This is a genomic window from Lysobacter capsici (assembly GCF_018732085.1).
Classification (GTDB): domain Bacteria; phylum Pseudomonadota; class Gammaproteobacteria; order Xanthomonadales; family Xanthomonadaceae; genus Lysobacter; species Lysobacter capsici_A.
The window spans coordinates 3,677,637-3,695,080 of record NZ_CP076103.1 but is presented as its reverse complement, the minus strand read 5'-3'; the positions used below and the strand labels follow the sequence as shown (position 1 = coordinate 3,695,080).

19 protein-coding genes are annotated in these 17,444 nt (G+C 66.7%); 12 read left to right on the top strand and 7 right to left on the bottom strand.

Features of this window, described 5'->3' with window-relative positions; genetic code table 11:
* Positions 1–330: 330 nt before the first annotated feature.
* Positions 331–579 (bottom strand): XAC0095 family protein, encoded by a 249-nt coding sequence (locus KME82_RS15310; RefSeq protein ID WP_215494823.1) that lies wholly within the window; start codon positions 577–579, stop codon positions 331–333.
* A 1,704-nt stretch (positions 580–2,283) separates the two neighbouring features.
* On the opposite strand from KME82_RS15310, the gene KME82_RS15305 reads away from it, so the two are divergent.
* Together KME82_RS15305 and KME82_RS15300 are read left to right on the top strand one after the other, a co-directional pair.
* The gene (locus KME82_RS15305) at positions 2,284–2,628 is read left to right on the top strand and encodes a VOC family protein (protein WP_215494822.1); all 345 of its coding nucleotides are present in this window, start codon (positions 2,284–2,286) and stop codon (positions 2,626–2,628) included.
* Between the two features lie 93 nt (positions 2,629–2,721).
* Positions 2,722–3,039: a hypothetical protein gene (locus KME82_RS15300; RefSeq protein WP_215494821.1), complete on the top strand. Its 318-nt coding sequence runs from the start codon at positions 2,722–2,724 to the stop codon at positions 3,037–3,039.
* Between the two features lie 165 nt (positions 3,040–3,204).
* Here KME82_RS15300 and KME82_RS15295 read toward each other — a convergent pair whose 3' ends face one another.
* A complete protein-coding gene (locus tag KME82_RS15295) occupies positions 3,205–3,582 on the bottom strand; it encodes a S24 family peptidase (protein WP_215494820.1) in 378 nt (125 codons plus the stop codon).
* A 152-nt stretch (positions 3,583–3,734) separates the two neighbouring features.
* Between KME82_RS15295 and KME82_RS15290 the strand changes: the two genes are divergently transcribed.
* The 7 genes from KME82_RS15290 to KME82_RS15260 all read left to right on the top strand — a co-directional run bounded on the left by KME82_RS15290 (position 3,735) and on the right by KME82_RS15260 (position 9,546).
* Positions 3,735–4,190, top strand: coding sequence for a hypothetical protein (locus tag KME82_RS15290; protein WP_215494819.1), 456 nt, complete (start codon positions 3,735–3,737; stop codon positions 4,188–4,190).
* A 20-nt stretch (positions 4,191–4,210) separates the two neighbouring features.
* Complete coding sequence (locus KME82_RS15285) at positions 4,211–5,353, top strand: tetratricopeptide repeat protein (protein WP_215494818.1); 1,143 nt, start codon at positions 4,211–4,213, stop codon at positions 5,351–5,353.
* A 45-nt stretch (positions 5,354–5,398) separates the two neighbouring features.
* Positions 5,399–5,806, top strand: a complete 408-nt coding sequence (locus tag KME82_RS15280; RefSeq protein WP_215494817.1) for a hypothetical protein — start codon at positions 5,399–5,401, stop codon at positions 5,804–5,806.
* A 125-nt stretch (positions 5,807–5,931) separates the two neighbouring features.
* Positions 5,932–7,152 (top strand): helix-turn-helix domain-containing protein, encoded by a 1,221-nt coding sequence (locus KME82_RS15275; RefSeq protein WP_215494816.1) that lies wholly within the window; start codon positions 5,932–5,934, stop codon positions 7,150–7,152.
* A 43-nt stretch (positions 7,153–7,195) separates the two neighbouring features.
* Entirely contained in the window at positions 7,196–7,870 is a 675-nt protein-coding gene (locus KME82_RS15270) for a PQQ-binding-like beta-propeller repeat protein (RefSeq protein WP_252255345.1), read from the top strand.
* Between the two features lie 202 nt (positions 7,871–8,072).
* A complete protein-coding gene (locus KME82_RS15265; RefSeq protein ID WP_215494815.1) occupies positions 8,073–8,858 on the top strand; it encodes a DUF899 domain-containing protein in 786 nt (261 codons plus the stop codon).
* A 103-nt stretch (positions 8,859–8,961) separates the two neighbouring features.
* Positions 8,962–9,546, top strand: coding sequence for a hypothetical protein (locus KME82_RS15260; protein ID WP_215494814.1), 585 nt, complete (start codon positions 8,962–8,964; stop codon positions 9,544–9,546).
* Positions 9,547–9,565: 19 nt separating this feature from the next.
* Here the strand turns inward: KME82_RS15260 and KME82_RS15255 are convergent, their stop codons facing one another.
* Positions 9,566–10,072: a DUF1801 domain-containing protein gene (locus KME82_RS15255; protein ID WP_215494813.1), complete on the bottom strand. Its 507-nt coding sequence runs from the start codon at positions 10,070–10,072 to the stop codon at positions 9,566–9,568.
* 84 nt (positions 10,073–10,156) lie between these two features.
* Positions 10,157–10,957 carry a DUF1801 domain-containing protein gene (locus KME82_RS26620; RefSeq protein WP_252255343.1) on the bottom strand — a complete coding sequence of 267 codons (801 nt, stop codon included), beginning with the start codon at positions 10,955–10,957 and terminating at the stop codon, positions 10,157–10,159.
* Positions 10,958–11,053: 96 nt separating this feature from the next.
* Here KME82_RS26620 and KME82_RS15245 point away from each other — a divergent pair, with 96 nt between their 5' ends.
* Positions 11,054–12,094, top strand: coding sequence for a hypothetical protein (locus KME82_RS15245; protein WP_215494812.1), 1,041 nt, complete (start codon positions 11,054–11,056; stop codon positions 12,092–12,094).
* 182 nt (positions 12,095–12,276) lie between these two features.
* Here the strand turns inward: KME82_RS15245 and KME82_RS15240 are convergent, their stop codons facing one another.
* A complete protein-coding gene (locus KME82_RS15240; protein WP_215494811.1) occupies positions 12,277–12,903 on the bottom strand; it encodes a hypothetical protein in 627 nt (208 codons plus the stop codon).
* Between KME82_RS15240 and KME82_RS15235 the strand changes: the two genes are divergently transcribed.
* Positions 12,902–13,084, top strand: coding sequence for a hypothetical protein (locus KME82_RS15235; RefSeq protein ID WP_215494810.1), 183 nt, complete (start codon positions 12,902–12,904; stop codon positions 13,082–13,084). The two genes, KME82_RS15240 and KME82_RS15235, sit on opposite strands and share 2 nt — an antisense overlap.
* A 72-nt stretch (positions 13,085–13,156) precedes the next feature.
* On the opposite strand, the gene KME82_RS15230 is transcribed toward KME82_RS15235, so the two are convergent.
* Positions 13,157–13,621, bottom strand: a complete 465-nt coding sequence (locus tag KME82_RS15230; protein WP_215494809.1) for an Lrp/AsnC family transcriptional regulator — start codon at positions 13,619–13,621, stop codon at positions 13,157–13,159.
* Between KME82_RS15230 and KME82_RS15225 the strand changes: the two genes are divergently transcribed.
* On the top strand, positions 13,620–14,339 hold the full coding sequence (locus tag KME82_RS15225; protein WP_252255342.1) for a LysE family translocator: 720 nt from the start codon (positions 13,620–13,622) through the stop codon (positions 14,337–14,339). The two genes, KME82_RS15230 and KME82_RS15225, sit on opposite strands and share 2 nt — an antisense overlap.
* A gap of 153 nt (positions 14,340–14,492) precedes the next feature.
* Here KME82_RS15225 and KME82_RS15220 read toward each other — a convergent pair whose 3' ends face one another.
* On the bottom strand, positions 14,493–17,411 hold the full coding sequence (locus tag KME82_RS15220; protein ID WP_215494808.1) for a hypothetical protein: 2,919 nt from the start codon (positions 17,409–17,411) through the stop codon (positions 14,493–14,495).
* Positions 17,412–17,444: the final 33 nt, after the last annotated feature.

Here is a 17,444-nt window from a genome sequence, read left to right as displayed (position 1 = left end):
CTCAGACCCTTGCGATGGCAAGCCTTTGCGCCCCATTCGCAAGGCTCGGAACCTTGCGGCCGGCTCTCAAAGCCTTGCGGCCCCAGTCGCGAACCTTGCGCCCGCGGCCGCCGACGCGCCGCCTGCGGTCCCAACCCGCAACCGCCGCCTATCGCGTGCCATGGATGCAGCAATCAGGCACACGCGCGCGCCGCAACGGCCCGAACCCGAAACTTTTTCGGCCGATGCCCGGCCGGGACGCCCGACAGCCGCTCCTCCACATCCCAAACCCCGCCATTTGCGCAGCGCGACCGCCGCCGCCAGCGACGACGGTCGAGCCTGCGGTCACCGTCAGGCCGGCCGCACCGATTCCAGGCTGCGGTCGACCTGATCCGCCCAGGTCCGGAACACCGACGCCAGCGCGCGATGTCGCGACTGCTCGTGCGGACGCGTGGCGGGGCAGGGGGACGTAGCCGGGTCGAGCGTGCGGGCCGCGCTCAGCAATTGATCCTGAAACTCCCGCAATTCGAAAAACGCATTCAGCGGCAGCGACACACTGAAACTGTCCAGATCGCCGGCGGACGAAGCCTTCGGGGGCATAGGGCACTCCTTGTTCCTAGGACACAACACCAGGGCCCGCGCTGCGCTCAGTCGCAGGCGGGAAGTCGGGAGGCTCGAAACCGCTTACAGCCGGCGGGCGTATTCCCCTTACGGGTGTTGTATTAGCCGCCCTCCCGACGCAGAACATGCGCCGGCTTGCACCCCGAAACGCGGGCGCAAAAAAGCCACCGGTTTATCGGAGGTGGCTACCGCTGTAAGTGGAGTTTCGAGGCTCCAAGAGCGAGCATCCCTTTGCCCGTGGCGGTTGTCAAGGGGCGCGGGTCGTGGTTTTCTTAATGCCTGCTGCTAATGGGCCTTGAAGTGCCTATTAGTGGATTTGGGGCGATAAGTAATTTTCTATCGGGATTGAATTGTTATGAGTGATGCCGGAGTAATGCGCGATCAATGACGACGCGCGCAAGTGCTCGTGCTGGCCATGAAAATTTGTGTGGGTGAAAACTATGACGCTTGAACTAAAGATATCTATCTTGTCGGCCGTGGCAGCTCTCGCCTCGGCATACTGGGCTTGGAGTAGTGCGCGTAGTGCCAAGCGAACTCTTGCGCTGTCAGAGGAAGAGGCGGCTTCAAAAAGGGAGTTGCTGCGAGCGTATTTGATAAACGCTTTTAGATGGGAGCATTGTGGGGCAGAGTTCATATCATTTTCGTGTTCGTATACTAATGCCTCAAGCAATCCTACTGCTGTAGAGCGCTTCGAACTAATAGTGCATGGATTTGACATGTCTGGACAGGGTGCTCAAGTGCGTCTCCAGCCTGAGCAGGAAATGCCTCCTGAATCTGAGTTGTTGTTGTTGGGAGTTCCATTGAATCTGCAAGCGCGTACAACTTCTTCTGGCTGGATCACTTTTCGATTGCCAAAGTCCTGGATCGAGAAATTGTTGATAGACCGGTACGAGGTTGTGGCGACTACGTGGTCAGGGCATAAAGTTTCAATCGAGAGTCATATCGTCATGAAACAGCAGGAGGGTAAATGAGTTCGCCAACAATTCAAATCCTACAGGTGGGAGCTATTGCTAACCCTCTTGTTAATGATGGTAGGTTCTTGCCGTTCTTAACGATCGATTGCTCTGGATGTCCGGATTTGGAGAGGTTGATCGAGGTTCATGGCACCGCCTCAGTGCCGGGTGATGTTGTTTGCACTTGGACATGGAATTTGATTGGTAGATCTTGTGTCTACTTGAAGTTAGCTTTTTCAAGACCGGTTGAGGTTTGCGTGTATTTGGCTTTTCCTGTTGAGAAGAATGGTTATGTTGTGGATTGGATTTTGAGCGTTAGGGGCGCCTATCTACAGTCTTCCAAGTGCGGCCTGACAGCGTCAGAGGGCTTTGGTAAGCCTGCTGTTGTTGTTGAAGTTCCAAGCTCCGCTACTTTCCCGGTTTGGCCTCGCCTGTACAACCGCGTTCTGACGAAGAGGTTCAAAAGGAATGGGTTAAAAGGCAGGCAGATTGAGCAGGCAATACTTGAATACAAGGGAAGGCAGAGAGAGCTTTGGTTTCGTCGGCCGCGTGTTGATGGAGATGCGCCTTAGCGGGCTTACGCGTCGCGTATGCGAAACTGGAGTCAGAGTATTGTTTTCTAAGCAAATCCCGCCCTAGAGGTATCAGTGGGAGCAACTGCAGTTCGACAAACCGCGCCAAGCCTCAGCAAAGAGCGGCCGATATTCCAACCAGTGCAGGATGCAACCCCATGCGAATCCACTATCTCGAAATCGTGACCGCCGAAGTCGACGCCGTATGCGTCGCCTACGCATCGACCCATGGCGTGCAGTTCGGCGAATCCGACGCGAGCCTCGGCAACGCGCGCACCGCGCCGTTGGCGGGTGGCGGCTTGGTCGGAGTGCGCGCGCCGCTGCGCACGACCGAGGCGCCGGTCGTTCGGCCCTATTGGTTGGTGAAGGACATCGAGGCCGCGGTCGCCGCAGTGGTGGAGGCGGGCGGTCAGATCGCGGTTGAGCCCATGCTGATCCCCGGACACGGAACCTTCGCCATTTACCTGCAGGGCGGCAACGATCACGGCTTGTGGCAGCTTTAGTCGGGTGTGGGCCTGTGAGCTGCCACCCGATCTTGCCCCTGTCGCACTCGCCGTGCGCTTTGCCTTCGCTCAATAACCAGGCACAACGCGCCCATGACTGAGAATGCTCAACGTTGGAGCGATGTCTGCTCGATCCCGCTCACGCTAGAGGCCATCCGCGCGCTTCACGTGCCGTCCTCGCAGTATCGAATCAGTCCTAAAAGCTACGAGGCCCACATCGTCGTTCCCGGCGTAAGCATGGCAGGCAGGCTCTACGTACTGTCGGGCGCCTGCGTCAAAACGGTGGGTGCCTGGAACGCAAGCCTTGAGGCCGGCATGTTTGCGGACTTTCCCAAGGGCGACTACCAGATCGAAGTCGGCGGGGAGCAAGGGGTCCGACTGGTCTATGTCTGGCCGATCCCTGGGCAATAGCGCGTACGGAACGACGCCTGATCCCGCACCTGGACGGCGGAGTCAAAACCAGCAGGCCATTGCGATCCGCGAGAGGCGAACGCTTGAACAGCAAGGCGAAGATTGAGCGCGGCGTGGGGCAGGGCATTCCGACTCGGGCCGAGCGAGCCGCCGTGTCGTCGCGATCTACGGCTCAATCCGGACGCACTTGCCGAAGATCGCCGAAGCCGCAATCCAGCCGTTGATGAAGCCGCGGTTGTTGCCGATCTGGAATTGCCCGGCGTCGATCGCCTTCACCAGATGCAGGTAATCGTTGCTGTCCACACGGCACAGGACGATGTCGCCGACGCGGAGTGTGGCGGTATCGACCGGGGCCACGGTGCACAGTTGCCCGGATTCGATCTTGCCGGTCATCGAGCCGCCGGTGGGACGAAACGCCACGGTCTCGCCGGCCTGCAATCGGGCGATGTAGGTCCTGGCCCAGCCCACGATCAATCTCCTGTGGCTCGGCGCCTGGGTCAGGCGCGACGTGCCGGCGCATTGAATCAGAAAATCCGCTTGCAAGTTCGCTGCCGCGGTCACGCGCCCTGCGCGCCGTCTGTCTTTGTCGTTTGCGTGAATGTCCGGCTCGTGGACGCCGACTGGCGCCGCGCAAGACGGTCCGTTACTTTCCCGGTATCGGCTCGATGGAGCGAAACCTCAGGATGCGTGGCGATATGGACGTCCCGGAGCATTTGTGGCGGCATCCCACGGCCGCGGCGCTTGAACGGATTGCCGTTCGGTTCGGATTCGTCACCCATCCCTCGCTGCAGGACCCCGAGGCCGAGTGGGCAGACCCCGAGCGTATCGATGAGTTCCTGGCGGTCTATGAGGCGGGCGAGTTGGACGAGGATGAGCGCTTCGTGCTCATGGCGGTCGTGCTCAATTCGTTCGAGTTCGCCGATCGTCGCTTGGCGCAATGGCCGCAATGGCCGCGGACGTTGCAGCTGCTGGAACGCGATATCGCGACTCACCTCCACTCGGTGCTGTATTTCGCCGGCCCTGGCGACTGCGAACGAGACTGGCGCATCGGGCCGGAGCTTTGGGCCATCGCCCGGCGAAATTCAACGGCGTTCGGGTATGCATTGCCGTTGGACGATGAATCAGCCTGTCTATCGCCTGACCGTTCTTGAATCGACTCATGGGAGGAGCAATGTCAAAACCCACGCATGGCCATTGCCTGAGCGCCGCCGTTTCGGCGCTGCTGCTGTTGGTCATCGCCGATGTATCGGCGCGCCCCGGCATGGACCAAGGCCGGTCTTCATCGGTATCAGTGTCGGCATCGGCATCGGCCGAGAACAAGCAGCCCATTTACCCCGACGCGACACGCAAGGCGCCAGCGCCGTCGGCGTCTTCGCCGCGGATGACCGCGAAGGTGCAGGCCTTGCGCGACGAGTTCAAGCGCCAGGATGCGCTCGGTCGGGCCGATGTCTATCCGCAGCTGCGCGCGTCGGCCGATGCCATCCTGGCCGATCGGTCGATCAGCGCCTACGAGCGCGCCGTCGCCAACATGGTCGGCGGCTTCGCGGCCGATCGCGTGGACGACCCCGTCGTCATTGACTATCTCACCCGCGCCGTCGAGGCCGATGCGCTCGACAACGACGATCATTTCCAGTCGATGCTGATGCTGGCGCAGGCCTTGTCGAAGACCGACCCGGCGAAGGCCTTGGCCCTGCTGGAGCGGTTCGAGTCGCAGACGCGCACCCACGATCCCACGGTGTGGCTGATCAAGGGCAATGTGCTCAACGCGATGGGACGCTATCGGCAGTCCATCGTGGCGATCCAGCAGGCCATCGCGCGGTTCGGCGCGGCGGACGGCGACAAGAAGCGCGGCGGCGAGCTCCTGCTGGCCTCGGTGTACATCAGCGCCGGCCAGATGGGCGAGGCGGACACGCTGATCGATGCGATGCTCGCCGAGCGCGGCAGCGACAGCGAAGGCATGGCCTTGCTGGTGATGGCCTATCTGTCGAACGGCAAGGACCCGGCGAAGGCGGTCGCGCTGGGCGACAAGGTGCTGGCGAAGAATCCCGGTAACGCGCCTTTGCGGCTGACCTTGGCGCAGATTTATGTGCGTGGACGACTGGTCGATCAAGCGATCGCGCTGATGGACGAATTGAATGCGGCCGGTCGGCTCGACGACGGCGGCCGGCAGGCCTTGCTGGGCATGGCGTCGGACGCGTTCGAAGGACCGTCCGCGCCGGCGGCGAAATTCGCCGACGCCTTGCTTGCGACGAATCCCGGCGATGCGGCGCTCAAGGCCCGGATCACCGAATTGCGCAAAGCGAGCCGGCCGTGATCGTGGCTTGATGCACGCCAGGCCATCCACTTACAGGGCATCCGCGTGAAACGACTCGTAGGGGCGCTGTCGCTGTTGTTCGCCGCCGGTGCCGCCACGGCCGGGCCGACGCGCTGCTCCAGCGACGGCTACGGCAGGACCGATTGCCGCAACAGCGACGGCACGACCACGCGTGCCCGGTCCGACGGGTACGGCAACACCACCTATCGCCGCAGCGATGGCACGAGCACGCGCGCAAGCGCTGACGGCTATGGCAACACCTATCTGCGTCACAGCGACGGCTCGGTCACGCGCGGACGCTCCGACAGCTACGGCAACACCACCTATCGCCACAGCGACGGCACGACCACGCGCGCGACCACCGATCGCTACGGCAACACGACCTACCGTCACAGCGACGGCTCCACCCGCCGGTGCAGCACGGATGCCTACGGCAATACCCATTGCCGTTGAAGGATCGAAACGGACCGATGCGGTGAACGGTTCAGCGCCGCCGCGCGCGCGGCACCTGCGCGCGGCGTGATCCGATTCGCACGTCGCGGCCTCGCCCTTGGCGCGACGCGCAGTAGACTGCCACCATGGATTCCCTGATCGTCGCCGCGGGGCGCGCACTGGCCGTCGGCGACGCGCTCGGCGCCCTGGACCGGATCGCGTTGCGCGACGACCCGCCGGCGCTCGCCCTGCGCGGGATCGCGATGGCGCAGCTGGGCGACTATCCGCGCGCCCGCGAGTTGCTGCGTCGCGCCGCACGCGGCTTCGGTGCGCGCGAAGCGCTGGCGCGCGCGCGTTGCGTGGTCGCCGAGGCGGAGGTCGCGCTGGCCATGCGCGATCTGGGCGGCTCGCCGAAGCTGCTCGCCGACGCTGCGGCCGCGCTGGAGACACGCAACGATCGCGCCAATGCCATGCAGGCGCGCCTGATCGCGGTGCGGCGGCAGCTTCTGCTCGGTCGTCTCGACGAGGCCGCGGCATCATTGGCCGGGCTCGACGCATCGGGCCTGCCGCCATCGTTGGCGGCGGTGGCCGAACTGGCGACCGCCGAACTGGCCTTGCGCTCGCTGCGCACGGCGGTGGCGCGGGCGGCGTTGGCGCGCGCCTTCGAGGCGGCGCGGCGCGCGCGCGTGCCGGCCTTGATCGCCGAAGTCGCCGAGGCGCAGGCCGCGCTCGAGCGCTGCGCCGCGCGCACCATCCACGCCGGGCATGAGCAGCCGCTGCGGCTGGATCAGGTCGAAGCCTTGCTGGCCTCGGATGCGCTGGTGGTCGATGCCTGCCGGCGCGGCCTGCGCGTCGGCGATCATTGGCAGTCGCTTGCGCGGCGGCCGGTGTTGTTCGCGTTGTTGTGCGCGTTGGCCGAAGGCTGGCCCGGCGATGTCGAGCGCAATGCGTTGATCGCGCGCGTGTTCCGCACCCGGCATCCCGACGAAACCCATCGCGCGCGCCTGCGCGTGGAGATCGGCCGGCTGCGTGCGTCGGTCGCTCCGATGGCGGCCATCGAGGCCACCGCACGCGGTTTCGAACTCGTCGCGCGCGAAGGCCGGACCGTGGCCGTGCTGATGCCGCCGATCGACGGCGATCAGGCGTCGCTGCTGGCCTTGCTCGGCGACGGCGCGGCCTGGTCGACCTCGGCATTGGCGCTGGCCCTGGGCGACAGCCAGCGCACGGTCCAGCGCGCGCTGGTCGAACTGGAGGCGGCCGCGCAGGTGCGCTCGATCGGCCATGCGCGCGCACAGCGCTGGCTGGCGCCGCCGCTGGTGGGATTCACGACGATCTTGTTACTCCCGGCCGCGCTGCCGCCTGAGTAGATTGATCTCACGGCGCCGCCCTGAGCGCCCCAGGAGAGGAACCATGAGCAGCAACGACAACGCAACCCGGCAAATCCCGACCCGCGCGGCCGAAATCGTGCGCGAATACGGCCCGTTCGACGGCGCCGAGCGGATTCACGGCGTCACCCACGACGGCCAGCGCGTGTGGGCCGCGACCGAGGCGAACGTGCTGGCGTTCGACCCCGACAGCGGTGAGGTCGTGCGCACGCTCGATTGCGCCGCGCATGCGGGCACCGCGTTCGACGGCACCCATCTGTATCAGATCGCCGAAGCGCGCATCGACAAGATCGATCCGGCCACCGGCGCGGTGGTGGCGTCGATTCCCGCGCCGGGCAACGGCGGCGATTCCGGCCTGACCTGGGCCGAGGGCAGCCTGTGGGTGGGGCAGTACCGCGATCGCAAGATCCATCGGATCGATCCGGCCACCGGCGCGGTCCTGCGCACGATCGAATCCAACCGTTTCGTCACCGGCGTGACCTGGGTCGACGGCGAGCTGTGGCACGCGACCTGGGACGGCGACGACAACGAACTGCGCCGCATCGATCCGGACAACGGCGAGGTGCTCGAACGCCTGGAATTGCCGCACGGCATCGGCGTGAGCGGGCTCGAATCCGACGGCGCGGATCTGTTCTATTGCGGCGGCGGGTCCAGCGGCAAGGTCCGCGCGGTGCGCCGGCCGAAATCGGCGACGCGATAAGGCTTCGGGCGATGCGCCGCGTGCGACGCGGCCGCCCATCGCGGCGAATGCGCTGACGCGCGATTCGTCATCGATCCAGCCGCCTGCCGGCGGCTTCCCCATCCGCCATGCCCATCCGGTCGACCGACCGGAGACGGCGATGCCTTGCCCGCGATCGGGCGGGCGTCCCACCACGAAGGCCCATCGGGCCCAGGAGCACCGCATGAACACCGTAATCGCCGGATCGAACGCGACCGATCATCCGATCGTATCCACGCAGCAATGGCTCGCCGCACGCAAGACGCTGTTGGCGCGCGAAAAGGAACTCACCCGCCTGCAGGACGAGATCGCGCGCGAGCGCCGCGCGCTGCCGTGGGTGCGGGTCGAAAAGGAGTACGTCTTCGAGACCCTCGATGGGCCGCGCGGCCTCGCCGACCTGTTCGACGGGCGCAGCCAGTTGCTGGTGCAGCACTTCATGTTCGCGCCGGGCTGGGAGCAGGGGTGCAAGAGCTGCTCCTACATGGCCGATCACCACGACGGCGCCAATGTGCATCTGGCGCAGCGCGACGTCACCTTGCTCGCGGTCTCGCGCGCGCCGCTGGCCGACATCGAACGCTTCCGCCGACGCATGGGCTGGCGGTTCGGCTGGGTGTCTTCGCACGGCAGCGACTTCAATCGCGATTTCGGCGTGAGCTTCAGCCACGACGAGTTGTCCAGCGGCAAGGTCGACTACAACTACGTTCGCCAGCCGTTTCCGCACGAGGAAGCGCCCGGCATCAGCGTGTTCCATCGCGACGCGACCGGCGCGGTCTTCCACACCTACTCGCGTTATGGCCGCGGGGTGGAAGTGATGATGCACACCTACGCGTTGCTGGAGCTCACGCCCAAGGGGCGCGACGAGGACGGGCTGGAGTATCCGATGGCCTGGGTGCGCCATCACGATCGCTACGCGCCGGCTGCGAGCGCGAGCACGGCGCCGGCGACGGGCGCGTGTTGCTCGAAGGTTTGAACCTGCAGCGCCTGGGCGAGGACGGATCATGGACATGGCATGGGCCTGGTTGGCGATCGCCGGACTCGGCGCTGCGCATGGAGCGAGCCCGGCGAACGGCTGGATGTTCGCCGCCGCCTGCGGCGTGCATGCGCGCGACGACGCCCAGGCGCGGCGCGCGCTGCTGCCGATCGCGATCGGGCACGCGGCCTCGGTCGCGATCGTGGTCTGCGCGCTCGCGCAGGGCTTGTGGATGGATCGCGCGTGGGTCCAGCGCGTGGCCGGAGCCTTGCTCATCGGCGTGGCACTGCATCGCGGGTGGCGCGGCGCCGCGGCGAATACGGCCGGCGCGGGCCTTGCCGAGCGATTTCGCATCCGCACGCCCACCGGCCACGTGGGCATCGCGCTGTGGTCGTGCCTGATGGCCACCGCGCACGGCGCCGGCTTGATGCTGGTGCCGGCGCTGGTGCCGATCTGCATGAGCGGCACGCCGGCGCGCGAAATTACCGCCTCCGGTTCGGCCGTGCTCGGGTTGGCCGCGGTCGGCCTGCATCTGGCGGCGATGCTGGTCACGACCGGCGCCATCGCGACCGGCGTGTGCCGCGGCATCGCGCTGCGTCCTGAGTGGATGCGCGGACGCAGGCCCGTTCGCGCATGGACGGCCGTGCTGGCCGTCACGGGTGTGGTGTTGATGTTGCGGGCGGGCTAAGCGGGCCGCGCGAGGCGGATCACTCGCTGTTTGCTTTCTTCGCGGCTTTCTTCGCGGCTTTCTTCACGACCTTCTTCACGACTTTCTTCGCAGCCGCGCCGGGGCGGGGCTTGGCGCGCGCGGCGGTATTGAGCGCCGCCGCGGCGCGGATCAACGCTTTCAAGGCCTTCTCGTCGAGCTTGTCGCCTTCGTGGATATCGATGGCGCGCCGGGTATTGCCGTCGAGACTGGAGTTGAACAGGCCGGCGGGATCGTCCAGCGAGGCGCCCTTGGCGAAGGTCATCTTCACCGCGGCCTTGTAGGTCTCGCCGGTGCATACGATGCCGTCGTGCGACCACACCGGTACCCCGCGCCATTTCACTTCCTCGACCACGTCGGGGTCGGCCTGCTTGATCAGCATGCGGATGCGCGCGAGGGTCTGGCCGCGCCAATCGCCCAGTTGCTGGATTTTCGCGTCTATCTGTTCGGACGCGGAGGTTTGCGCGCTGGCGTCCGCGGCCGGGTCGAGCGGGGTGGCTTTCTTCATGGCGATGGCTTCGTCAGGAGGGGGGCGGCGCGATGCAGGGGGCCGGCGCGGGCTCATGCTACGCATGCGCTTGGCCGGCGCCGCTCACATTTTCTCACCGGGCAGGCGGCGGGCCTGCTTCACCCAGGCGATGAACCGGGCTTCGTCGATCGGCTCGTTTTCGCGCACGTTGAGGTAGCGCGTGTCCTGGCTCTTGGATTCGCCGGGCGGGACCGGATCGAGCGATGCACCGCGGAAAAAGGCCACTTTCACGTAGTGGTTGAAGGTATGCAGGCCGAGGAACCAGCCTTCGCCTTCGATGCCGTACAGCGGCGAGTTCCACTTGACCGCCTTGTGGACCTCAGGAACGGCTCGCTCGATCAGCGCATCGATCTGGCGGCCGATGTCGCTTTTCCAACCCGGCATCGCGGCGATGTAGGCCTGCACGGGCGCGTCGCCGTAGCCTTTCGCGATCTGCGGATTGCCGCCGGAGAGCAGGCGCGGCGTGGCCGCGTTGTCGGGTTGAGCTGTGGCGGTGGCCTTGCGCGGCCCGGCCGTCTTGGCGACGGCTTTCTTCGCGACCTTCTTCACGACTTTCTTGGCGGCTTTTTTTGCGGCGGGCTTGCTTGCGGTCTTCGTCGACGGCTTCGATGTCTTGCCGGGCATGGTGCGTGCTCCAACGGACAGGTCCCTGTGCGATCGATGATACCGATTTGGACGATTGGCTTCGATAGTTCGAAACGCGGCGTCGGCGATCGTCGCCGCGTGTCTGCGTCGGGCGCGCGATGCGGGTGCGGGCGGCGCGGTGGGCGGTGTTGCGATGTCGCGGCTTGCGCCGCTCCTGCAGAGGCCATCGCGGCGTCGTCGCTGTCGTCTTGGTGAGTGCTTCGACAGCCCGCGCCGCAATCGCGATACTTGTGGCCCGGCTCAGGCAGAGGCAGGGATGACGGCGGCGATATCGGTCCCGCAGATGCCGCTCAAGGAAATGGACCAAGCGCGATCATGAGTGTGTACTGGAAAGACATCGAGACCGATGCGGGCCGCTGGTTCGGCCTGGCGCTGGAATGCCGCGAGGACGATGGCGGTCATCGCAAGCCGGCCTTGCGTCTGGAGAGCGGCCACAACGCGCGCATCCGCCTGGTGCAGGAGCGGGCGGATGGCGGCGAGCCGGCGACGCGTTTTTGGGCCACGGTGCTCAGCGACTGTTACGGGGTTCATCTGTTGCGCAGCGATGCGCCGGTCGAGTCGCCGGTGCCTGGCTCGGCGCTGGATTCGGCCGTGGTCGAACGGCATGCCGCATTGCCGCAGCCGCAGCGGCTGGCGAGTTGGAGCCGCGTGTTCGCCCAGGCGCTGAGCGAAGGGCCCGCGTCGTTCCTGCATGCGGGCCTGTGGATGTTGATCGGCGTGCGTCCGCTTGCGGATGCCTGGAAGTTCGAGGCCGGAAAGCTGCGTTTGAATCATTGGCACTGGCCGGTCAGCGGCGTGCGCGACGCGTTGCGTGCCGATCCGGTGTTCTTCATCGACTGGGGCGGCCAGCATCCCATCGACCAAGTGTTGAACCTGCGTGCGCCGTCGCCGCCCGAAGACGGCCGGGTCAAATGGTGGCGCAAGAAGGCGCGCGAAGGCGCGCTGCCGCCGATACTGCTGTGGCGGCTGGATTGCCTGCAGGCGTATGTGATCATCGATGGTCATGATCGTCTGCAGGCGGCGTTGCTGGAAGATCGTCCGCCCGATTTCCTGGTCGCGTGTTCGGCCTACGAACAACCCGTCGCGCGCGATCCGGTCTCGCAGCAGGCGATGATGGCTTCGCTGGAACGGCATGCCAGCGAAGTGGCCCTCAAGGTGCCCGGCCGCACGGCTATCGCGACCGATTCGCTCAACACCACGCTGATCTCCGCCTTCGACGACCGTCCCATCGTGGTGCCGCAGACTTATGCCTGGGCCAGCCGACGGCCGGAATCGGAGTGGTTAGCCGAGGTCGAAGCCCGGCTCGCGGAACTGGGGCGCAGCGAGTTGTTTTGGGAATTCGACGAGCGGCGCTGAGCGATGGCCGCCGGCGTACGAGCCGGCTGAGCGAAGCACACGGCCGACGGTGCGCTTTTCAATGCGCACCGTCGGGTTCGGACCAAGGCGCGATCTGCTTGCAAGCCCGGATACCCGGACAGCCTCGACGCTCAACGTGCTGTCGCCGCACTCGCCGACCGCTTCGCATCACGCCTCGCGCATCAAAACACGATCCACGGCCTCGTCGCGCTGCCTGGCGTGGCGGTGCCCGGTACGCAGTAGCGGGTGATATTGGCCAACGGGATCGCGGTAAGAAAGGCCGCTTCCACGCCCGGATCGACCGGACCGCCGGAAATGCCAAACAGGGTCGAGGTGGCCAGGCTGGCGCCGTCGAAGAACACGTTGGCCTTGACCGCCGATGCCAGTTGCGTCGCGTTGTTGACCGCCACCGCCGCGCCCAGGCCCGCGGTCTGGACGTTGAGATTGAACTGCATCTGATAGACATAGCCCGATGCATAGCCGCCGACGTCGATGCTGGTATCGGTCGACACTTGGATGGTGTTGTGGCTCTTCTCGGCCTTGATGTTGCGCAGCACGTCGAGGAGGCTGACGTTCGGCTCGCGCAGCAGCACCTGCAGGCTGGTCGTGTCGACCGGGTACCCCAGGTCGGGCACCGGTCCGCGCGGCGGAATGCAGCGATTGATGACTTCGCGCCCGATCGCCAGGGGCCTGAGCTGCCGGGGCTGGAATCCGCCGGCGCCGCGGATGCTGTTGGCGGCGGTGGGCGGATCGGCCGGGTTGAGCGGATCGGGTGGCCGCGAATCGCCGCGGTACAAAGTGATGGGCATGCTGGAGCTCCTGATGGATGCGATGCCCCGCGACGTGCGGGGCGTGGGTGCGGATGCGCAACGCGCGGCGTTGCGAGCGGCTTGGATGGATCGTGCGTGGCCACGCGTCGCCGATCGCGTCGATCGCACGCGTATTCGTGTCCTGCACGAGGGTTCAAACGTCGCGGTCGCCGCGGCGTGAAGTCAGGCGCATCCAAGCGCGGCGCGTCATGGGGGGATGGCGGTCGACATACGCGGCGGTTACGCGCGCCGCTTACAACGGCAGCGCGTAACTGCGCTTGACGATCTGGCTGGGCAGGTCGGTCTTGACGTTCTGGATGCCGTTGGCGCGGGTCAGGTGCTGGGTCTGGAAGCGGCGGTAGTCGTCGAGGTCGGCGACCACCAGGCGCAGCATGGCGTCGCATTCGCCGAGCATGATGTAGCACTCCATCACCTGCGGCAGCTGCTTCATCGCTTCGATGAAACGGTCGATGGTGTCGGCGTCCTGGGCGGTGAGCCACACGCGGGTGAACAAGGTCTGGTGGAAGCCGACCTGGGCCGGGTCGACCACCGCGACGTAGCGTTCGATCACGCCGGCTTCTTCCAGCAACCGCACCCGACGCAGGCAGGGCGACGGCGACAGGCCGACGGCCTGCGCCAGCTCGGTGTTGTGCATGCGGCCGTTGTCTTGCAGGGCGCGCAGGATGCGCCGGTCGAGTTCGTCCAGTTTGATTGGCATGATCGAATCGCCGATTGCTTGGTTATTGGCAGTTTATGCCAATCCGCAGGAATTAACGGCAATAAACGAAACCCGATTGCGCGGGCCGCGCTCTATCATGCCGCTCATGGACCTGACTGCGACGCTGCTGTTTTCGGCCACCGTGCTCCCGCTGATCTGCACGCCGGGGCCGGACATGTTGTTCATCGCCTCGCAGGCGCTGAGCGGCAAGGCATCGGCCGGGCTGCGCGCCACCGCCGGGGTCTGCGCCGGTTATGGCGTGCATTCGCTGCTGGCGGCGATGGGGCTGGCGGCGATCATCGCCGCGTCGCCGCTGTTGTTCGAATTGCTGCGCTGGATCGGCGTGGCCTACCTGGCCTGGCTCGCCTTCAAGTTGATCCGCTCGGCGTTTAAGGCCGGCGGTCTGCAGGTGCGGGCGCGCGCCGGCGACGCTCAGTTCAAGCGCGGGTTTCTGACCGCGGTGCTCAATCCGAAAGGCATGATGATCTACTTCGCGATCCTGCCGCAGTTCATGCGCGCGGACCAATCGGCGGCATGGCCGGCGCTGGTGCTGTCGGCGATCTTCATCGGTCTGTGCGCGCTGGTGTATGCGTTGTTGAGCGTCGCGCTGGCCTCGACCGGGCGCTGCGGCGCGTTGAGCGATCGCCGCCGGCGCTGGGTGGAAGGCGTCTGCGGCGGTCTGGTCGCGGTGGCCGCGGGCCGGTTGGCGACGAGTTGATGGGCGAATGCGCGAGCGAGGTGCGGCGCTTGCGCGAGCGAACCGTCGCCGCGTTGCGATGCGATGTCCGCGCGGCCATGCGGGCGACGATCCGACCGTCTTGCCGGCGTTCGATGCATCGTGACTGATCTGATGGGCCGGCGCTGAGTCCGGTCAGGGCTTCTTGCGCAACCAGCGGCCGAGCGTGTAAGCGGCTTTGCCGAGCGCGCCGGCGGTCGGTTGCAGCTGGCGATACTGCGTGCGCAGTTCGCTGCGCTGGTTCTGGTCGAGTGCGGCCTCGGGCAGGTTCAGCAAGTCGCGCAGGGTTTCGCTCTGGCGCGATACTTGTCCGGTCTTGGCGTAGGCGCGCGCCAGGCCGATGCGCGCCTTGACCAGTTGCGCGGCGATGTCCTGGTCGGTCTCGTTGCCGCAGGCCTGCAGCAGCGCTTCGCCGCAGGCCACCGCTTCGTCGTAGCGGCCGGCGCTGCGCAGCCGGGCGCTGCGGTTGACCGCCGATTTCGCCGCCTGCAGGCGGATCGCGACTTCCGGTGCGTGCAGGCAGGTATCGATGACGCGCTGATACAACGCCAGGGCGCCGTCGGGATCGGCGTCGGCGATGGTGATCGCCTTGCAGTAGCGCGCGCTGGCCACGCGCTGGCGCAGGTAGGCCACGTCGGAGTCGCGCCAGCGCTGGATGATGCGGTCGTAGGTCTGGACTTCTTCTTCGTGGCGGCCCAGCTTGTCGAGTTGCACGGCGCGGTTGGACATCGCCAGCGCCACGTCCTTCTCGGTCGAGGTCGACAGCTCGTCGCCGTAGCGGGCGATGATTTCGTCGTTGACCGCCAGGGCGGCCTCGCGCTGGGCCAGGCAGCCCAGGCTGTAGCCCTTGCGGACCATCGCGTCCAGGCACTGGCGGCGCAGTTCGGGGTGCAGCGAGGCCAGGTGTGCGTCCAGCACCTGGTCGTAACAGGCGATCGCATCGCGATGCTGGCCGGCGACGGACAGCACGCGGCCGCGCTCGATGGTGGCGCTGATCGCGTCGCGCTGCTGCAACGACAGATCTTCGTATTGATCGCCGTAGTTCACCGCCACGCCCTTGCGCTGCAATCGGTTGAGGCAGGTCAGGCGGCTGGCGGCGGCGCGCGCCAGGAGGTCGCGCATGCGCGCGCTGGCGGCATGGGCAAAGCGCGCGATCAGCGCGTCGTAGACGACCAGGGCCTCGGCGTCGCGCTGCAGCAGCATCATCAAGGCATAGGCGTGATTGAGGTAGGCGCCGGCGGTGATGCTTTCGATCGCGGCGGCGGTGTCGGCCGCGAAGGCGCGCTGATAGGCCGCGTAGGCATCGACGGCGCGCTGGTACTGGCCGCGCTCGCGCCAATGCACGGCGAGATCGTACTGCGCGTTGGCGGCGACGACGCGCACGTCGACCGAGGGATCGTCGGCGAAACGTTGCACCAGTGCGTCGACCGCGTCGGCGTAGCGCAGCTGGGCGTCGGTCGCGGCGGGTTCGGCGAGCGGGCCGGATTCGTCGTCCTCGTCGTTCCGCGGCGGTTGCGCGGCGGGCGCTTCGTCGAGCCAGAGCGAGGCGCGCAGGGCCATGGCCCTGGCGAGCGCGAGGCGAGTCGGCAACTCGGGCGCGCCGATCGGTTCGGGCAGGGCGTCGAGCGCGGCCAGCGCGGCGGTTCGATCGCCGGCGGCGCGCAGGATGCGCGCGCGTTCGCTGCCACCCAGAATGAGCTGCAGGCGCACCGCCGGGTCGGTGGATGCGGCGTGGCGTTCGCTCAGCGCGGCCAGCGCGACCAGCGCTTCGTCGTCGCGGCCGAGTGCGTGCAACGCGGCGGCCTGGCGCCGATGCGCGCGCGCCAGATGCGGTTGCAGCAAAGGCGACGGCGCATCGGCGAAACGCTCCAGCAGCAGGCGGCAGTCGGCCAGTTCGCGCGCGGGTTCGTCGAGGGTGTCGAGGCGATCGAGCATCGCGAGCAGCACTTCGCGCTGGATGCGCTCGTCGGTGTGACCGGCGTAGCGGGTCCATTGCTGTTGCGTCAGTTGCTCGGCGCGCGCCAGCTGCGCCGGTCCGGCGTCGCGTTCGCGCAGCAGTTGCGCCTGCAAACGCAGTGCGTGGTTGACGCAGCGAAGTTCGATGGTGTCGGTGCTGTCGGCGTGTCCGACCAGCAGCGCGTCGCAGGCGGCGAATACGCGCGCGTCGGCCTCGTCGTCCGCCGTGTCCTGGAGGCTGTCGCGTTGCAGGCCGTGTATCTGGTCCATGCGCGCCAGCGCGAGCGTCTGGCGCAGGCCGGGATGGCGCGCGGCGGCATGCCGCTCGATCAGCACGCGCAGCGCGTCGCGCGAGGGTTGGTGGCGACCGAGCGCTTCGAGCAGCCGCGCCTTGGCGTGCAGCGCGTCGGCGGCCTGTTCCTGCAATTCGGGTTCGACCGCGTCGCGCAGGTCTTCGTGCAGGTCGGTGTAGTGGCTCAGCGCCTGCTCGTCGTAGTTGAGCTGGGCCAGCAGTCCGGCCTGGCAGGCGCGTATGCGCGCCACGATCACGCGCGTGGCCAGCCGCTCGTCGTGGCCGAAACGCTGGATCAAGCCATCGCAGTGACGGACCATGTCGACGCGCGCGAAGGTGGCGCCGACATGCGCGCGCAGCCTGGCTTCTTCCAGGCCGGCGCGGGCCAGCCATTCGCGCAACCCAGGCGCCTGCGCGCCCTCGAAACGCTGCTGCAGGCCCTGCAGCGTTTGCAGCGCGGCGTCGTGCCGGTCCATCGCCGACAAGGCGATCGCCTTGTCGTACAGCGCGCGCGCGATCCAGGTCGGGATCGGGCTGGCCGCGAACGCGGGTTCGACGCCTTGCGCCGCATCGGCCTGGAAGTGCGCGCACAAGGCATCGGCGACGACGACCACATCGGCCGGGCGGCCGAGTTCGATCAGCGCATCGATCTGGCGGAACCACGCGGCGGCCAGGTGCTCGTGCCAATCCGCCGCGGCGCTGTCGAGCGCGGGCGGCAGTTGCAGCATGCGCGCGACCAGCGATTCGGCTTGGGCCAGGGATGCTTGTGCCGCGTTAAGCGGTGGGGGCGGGGCAGTGGAGGTCATGAGTTGAAACGGTCGGGGACCGAAAGGGCGACG

Excerpts from the sequence above, each read along its gene's own strand:
- KME82_RS15310 (WP_215494823.1), bottom strand. The coding sequence starts at position 579 with ATGCCCCCGAAGGCTTCGTCCGCCGGCGATCTGGACAGTTTCAGTGTG.
- KME82_RS15305 (WP_215494822.1), top strand. The coding sequence starts at position 2,284 with ATGCGAATCCACTATCTCGAAATCGTGACCGCCGAAGTCGACGCCGTA.
- KME82_RS15300 (WP_215494821.1), top strand. The coding sequence starts at position 2,722 with ATGACTGAGAATGCTCAACGTTGGAGCGATGTCTGCTCGATCCCGCTC.
- KME82_RS15290 (WP_215494819.1), top strand. The coding sequence starts at position 3,735 with ATGGACGTCCCGGAGCATTTGTGGCGGCATCCCACGGCCGCGGCGCTT.
- KME82_RS15285 (WP_215494818.1), top strand. The coding sequence starts at position 4,211 with ATGTCAAAACCCACGCATGGCCATTGCCTGAGCGCCGCCGTTTCGGCG.
- KME82_RS15275 (WP_215494816.1), top strand. The coding sequence starts at position 5,932 with ATGGATTCCCTGATCGTCGCCGCGGGGCGCGCACTGGCCGTCGGCGAC.
- KME82_RS15270 (WP_252255345.1), top strand. The coding sequence starts at position 7,196 with ATGAGCAGCAACGACAACGCAACCCGGCAAATCCCGACCCGCGCGGCC.
- KME82_RS15265 (WP_215494815.1), top strand. The coding sequence starts at position 8,073 with ATGAACACCGTAATCGCCGGATCGAACGCGACCGATCATCCGATCGTA.
- KME82_RS15260 (WP_215494814.1), top strand. The coding sequence starts at position 8,962 with ATGTTCGCCGCCGCCTGCGGCGTGCATGCGCGCGACGACGCCCAGGCG.
- KME82_RS15255 (WP_215494813.1), bottom strand. The coding sequence starts at position 10,072 with ATGAAGAAAGCCACCCCGCTCGACCCGGCCGCGGACGCCAGCGCGCAA.
- KME82_RS15245 (WP_215494812.1), top strand. The coding sequence starts at position 11,054 with ATGAGTGTGTACTGGAAAGACATCGAGACCGATGCGGGCCGCTGGTTC.
- KME82_RS15235 (WP_215494810.1), top strand. The coding sequence starts at position 12,902 with ATGCTGGAGCTCCTGATGGATGCGATGCCCCGCGACGTGCGGGGCGTG.
- KME82_RS15240 (WP_215494811.1), bottom strand. The coding sequence starts at position 12,903 with ATGCCCATCACTTTGTACCGCGGCGATTCGCGGCCACCCGATCCGCTC.
- KME82_RS15225 (WP_252255342.1), top strand. The coding sequence starts at position 13,620 with ATGATCGAATCGCCGATTGCTTGGTTATTGGCAGTTTATGCCAATCCG.
- KME82_RS15230 (WP_215494809.1), bottom strand. The coding sequence starts at position 13,621 with ATGCCAATCAAACTGGACGAACTCGACCGGCGCATCCTGCGCGCCCTG.
- KME82_RS15220 (WP_215494808.1), bottom strand. The coding sequence starts at position 17,411 with ATGACCTCCACTGCCCCGCCCCCACCGCTTAACGCGGCACAAGCATCC.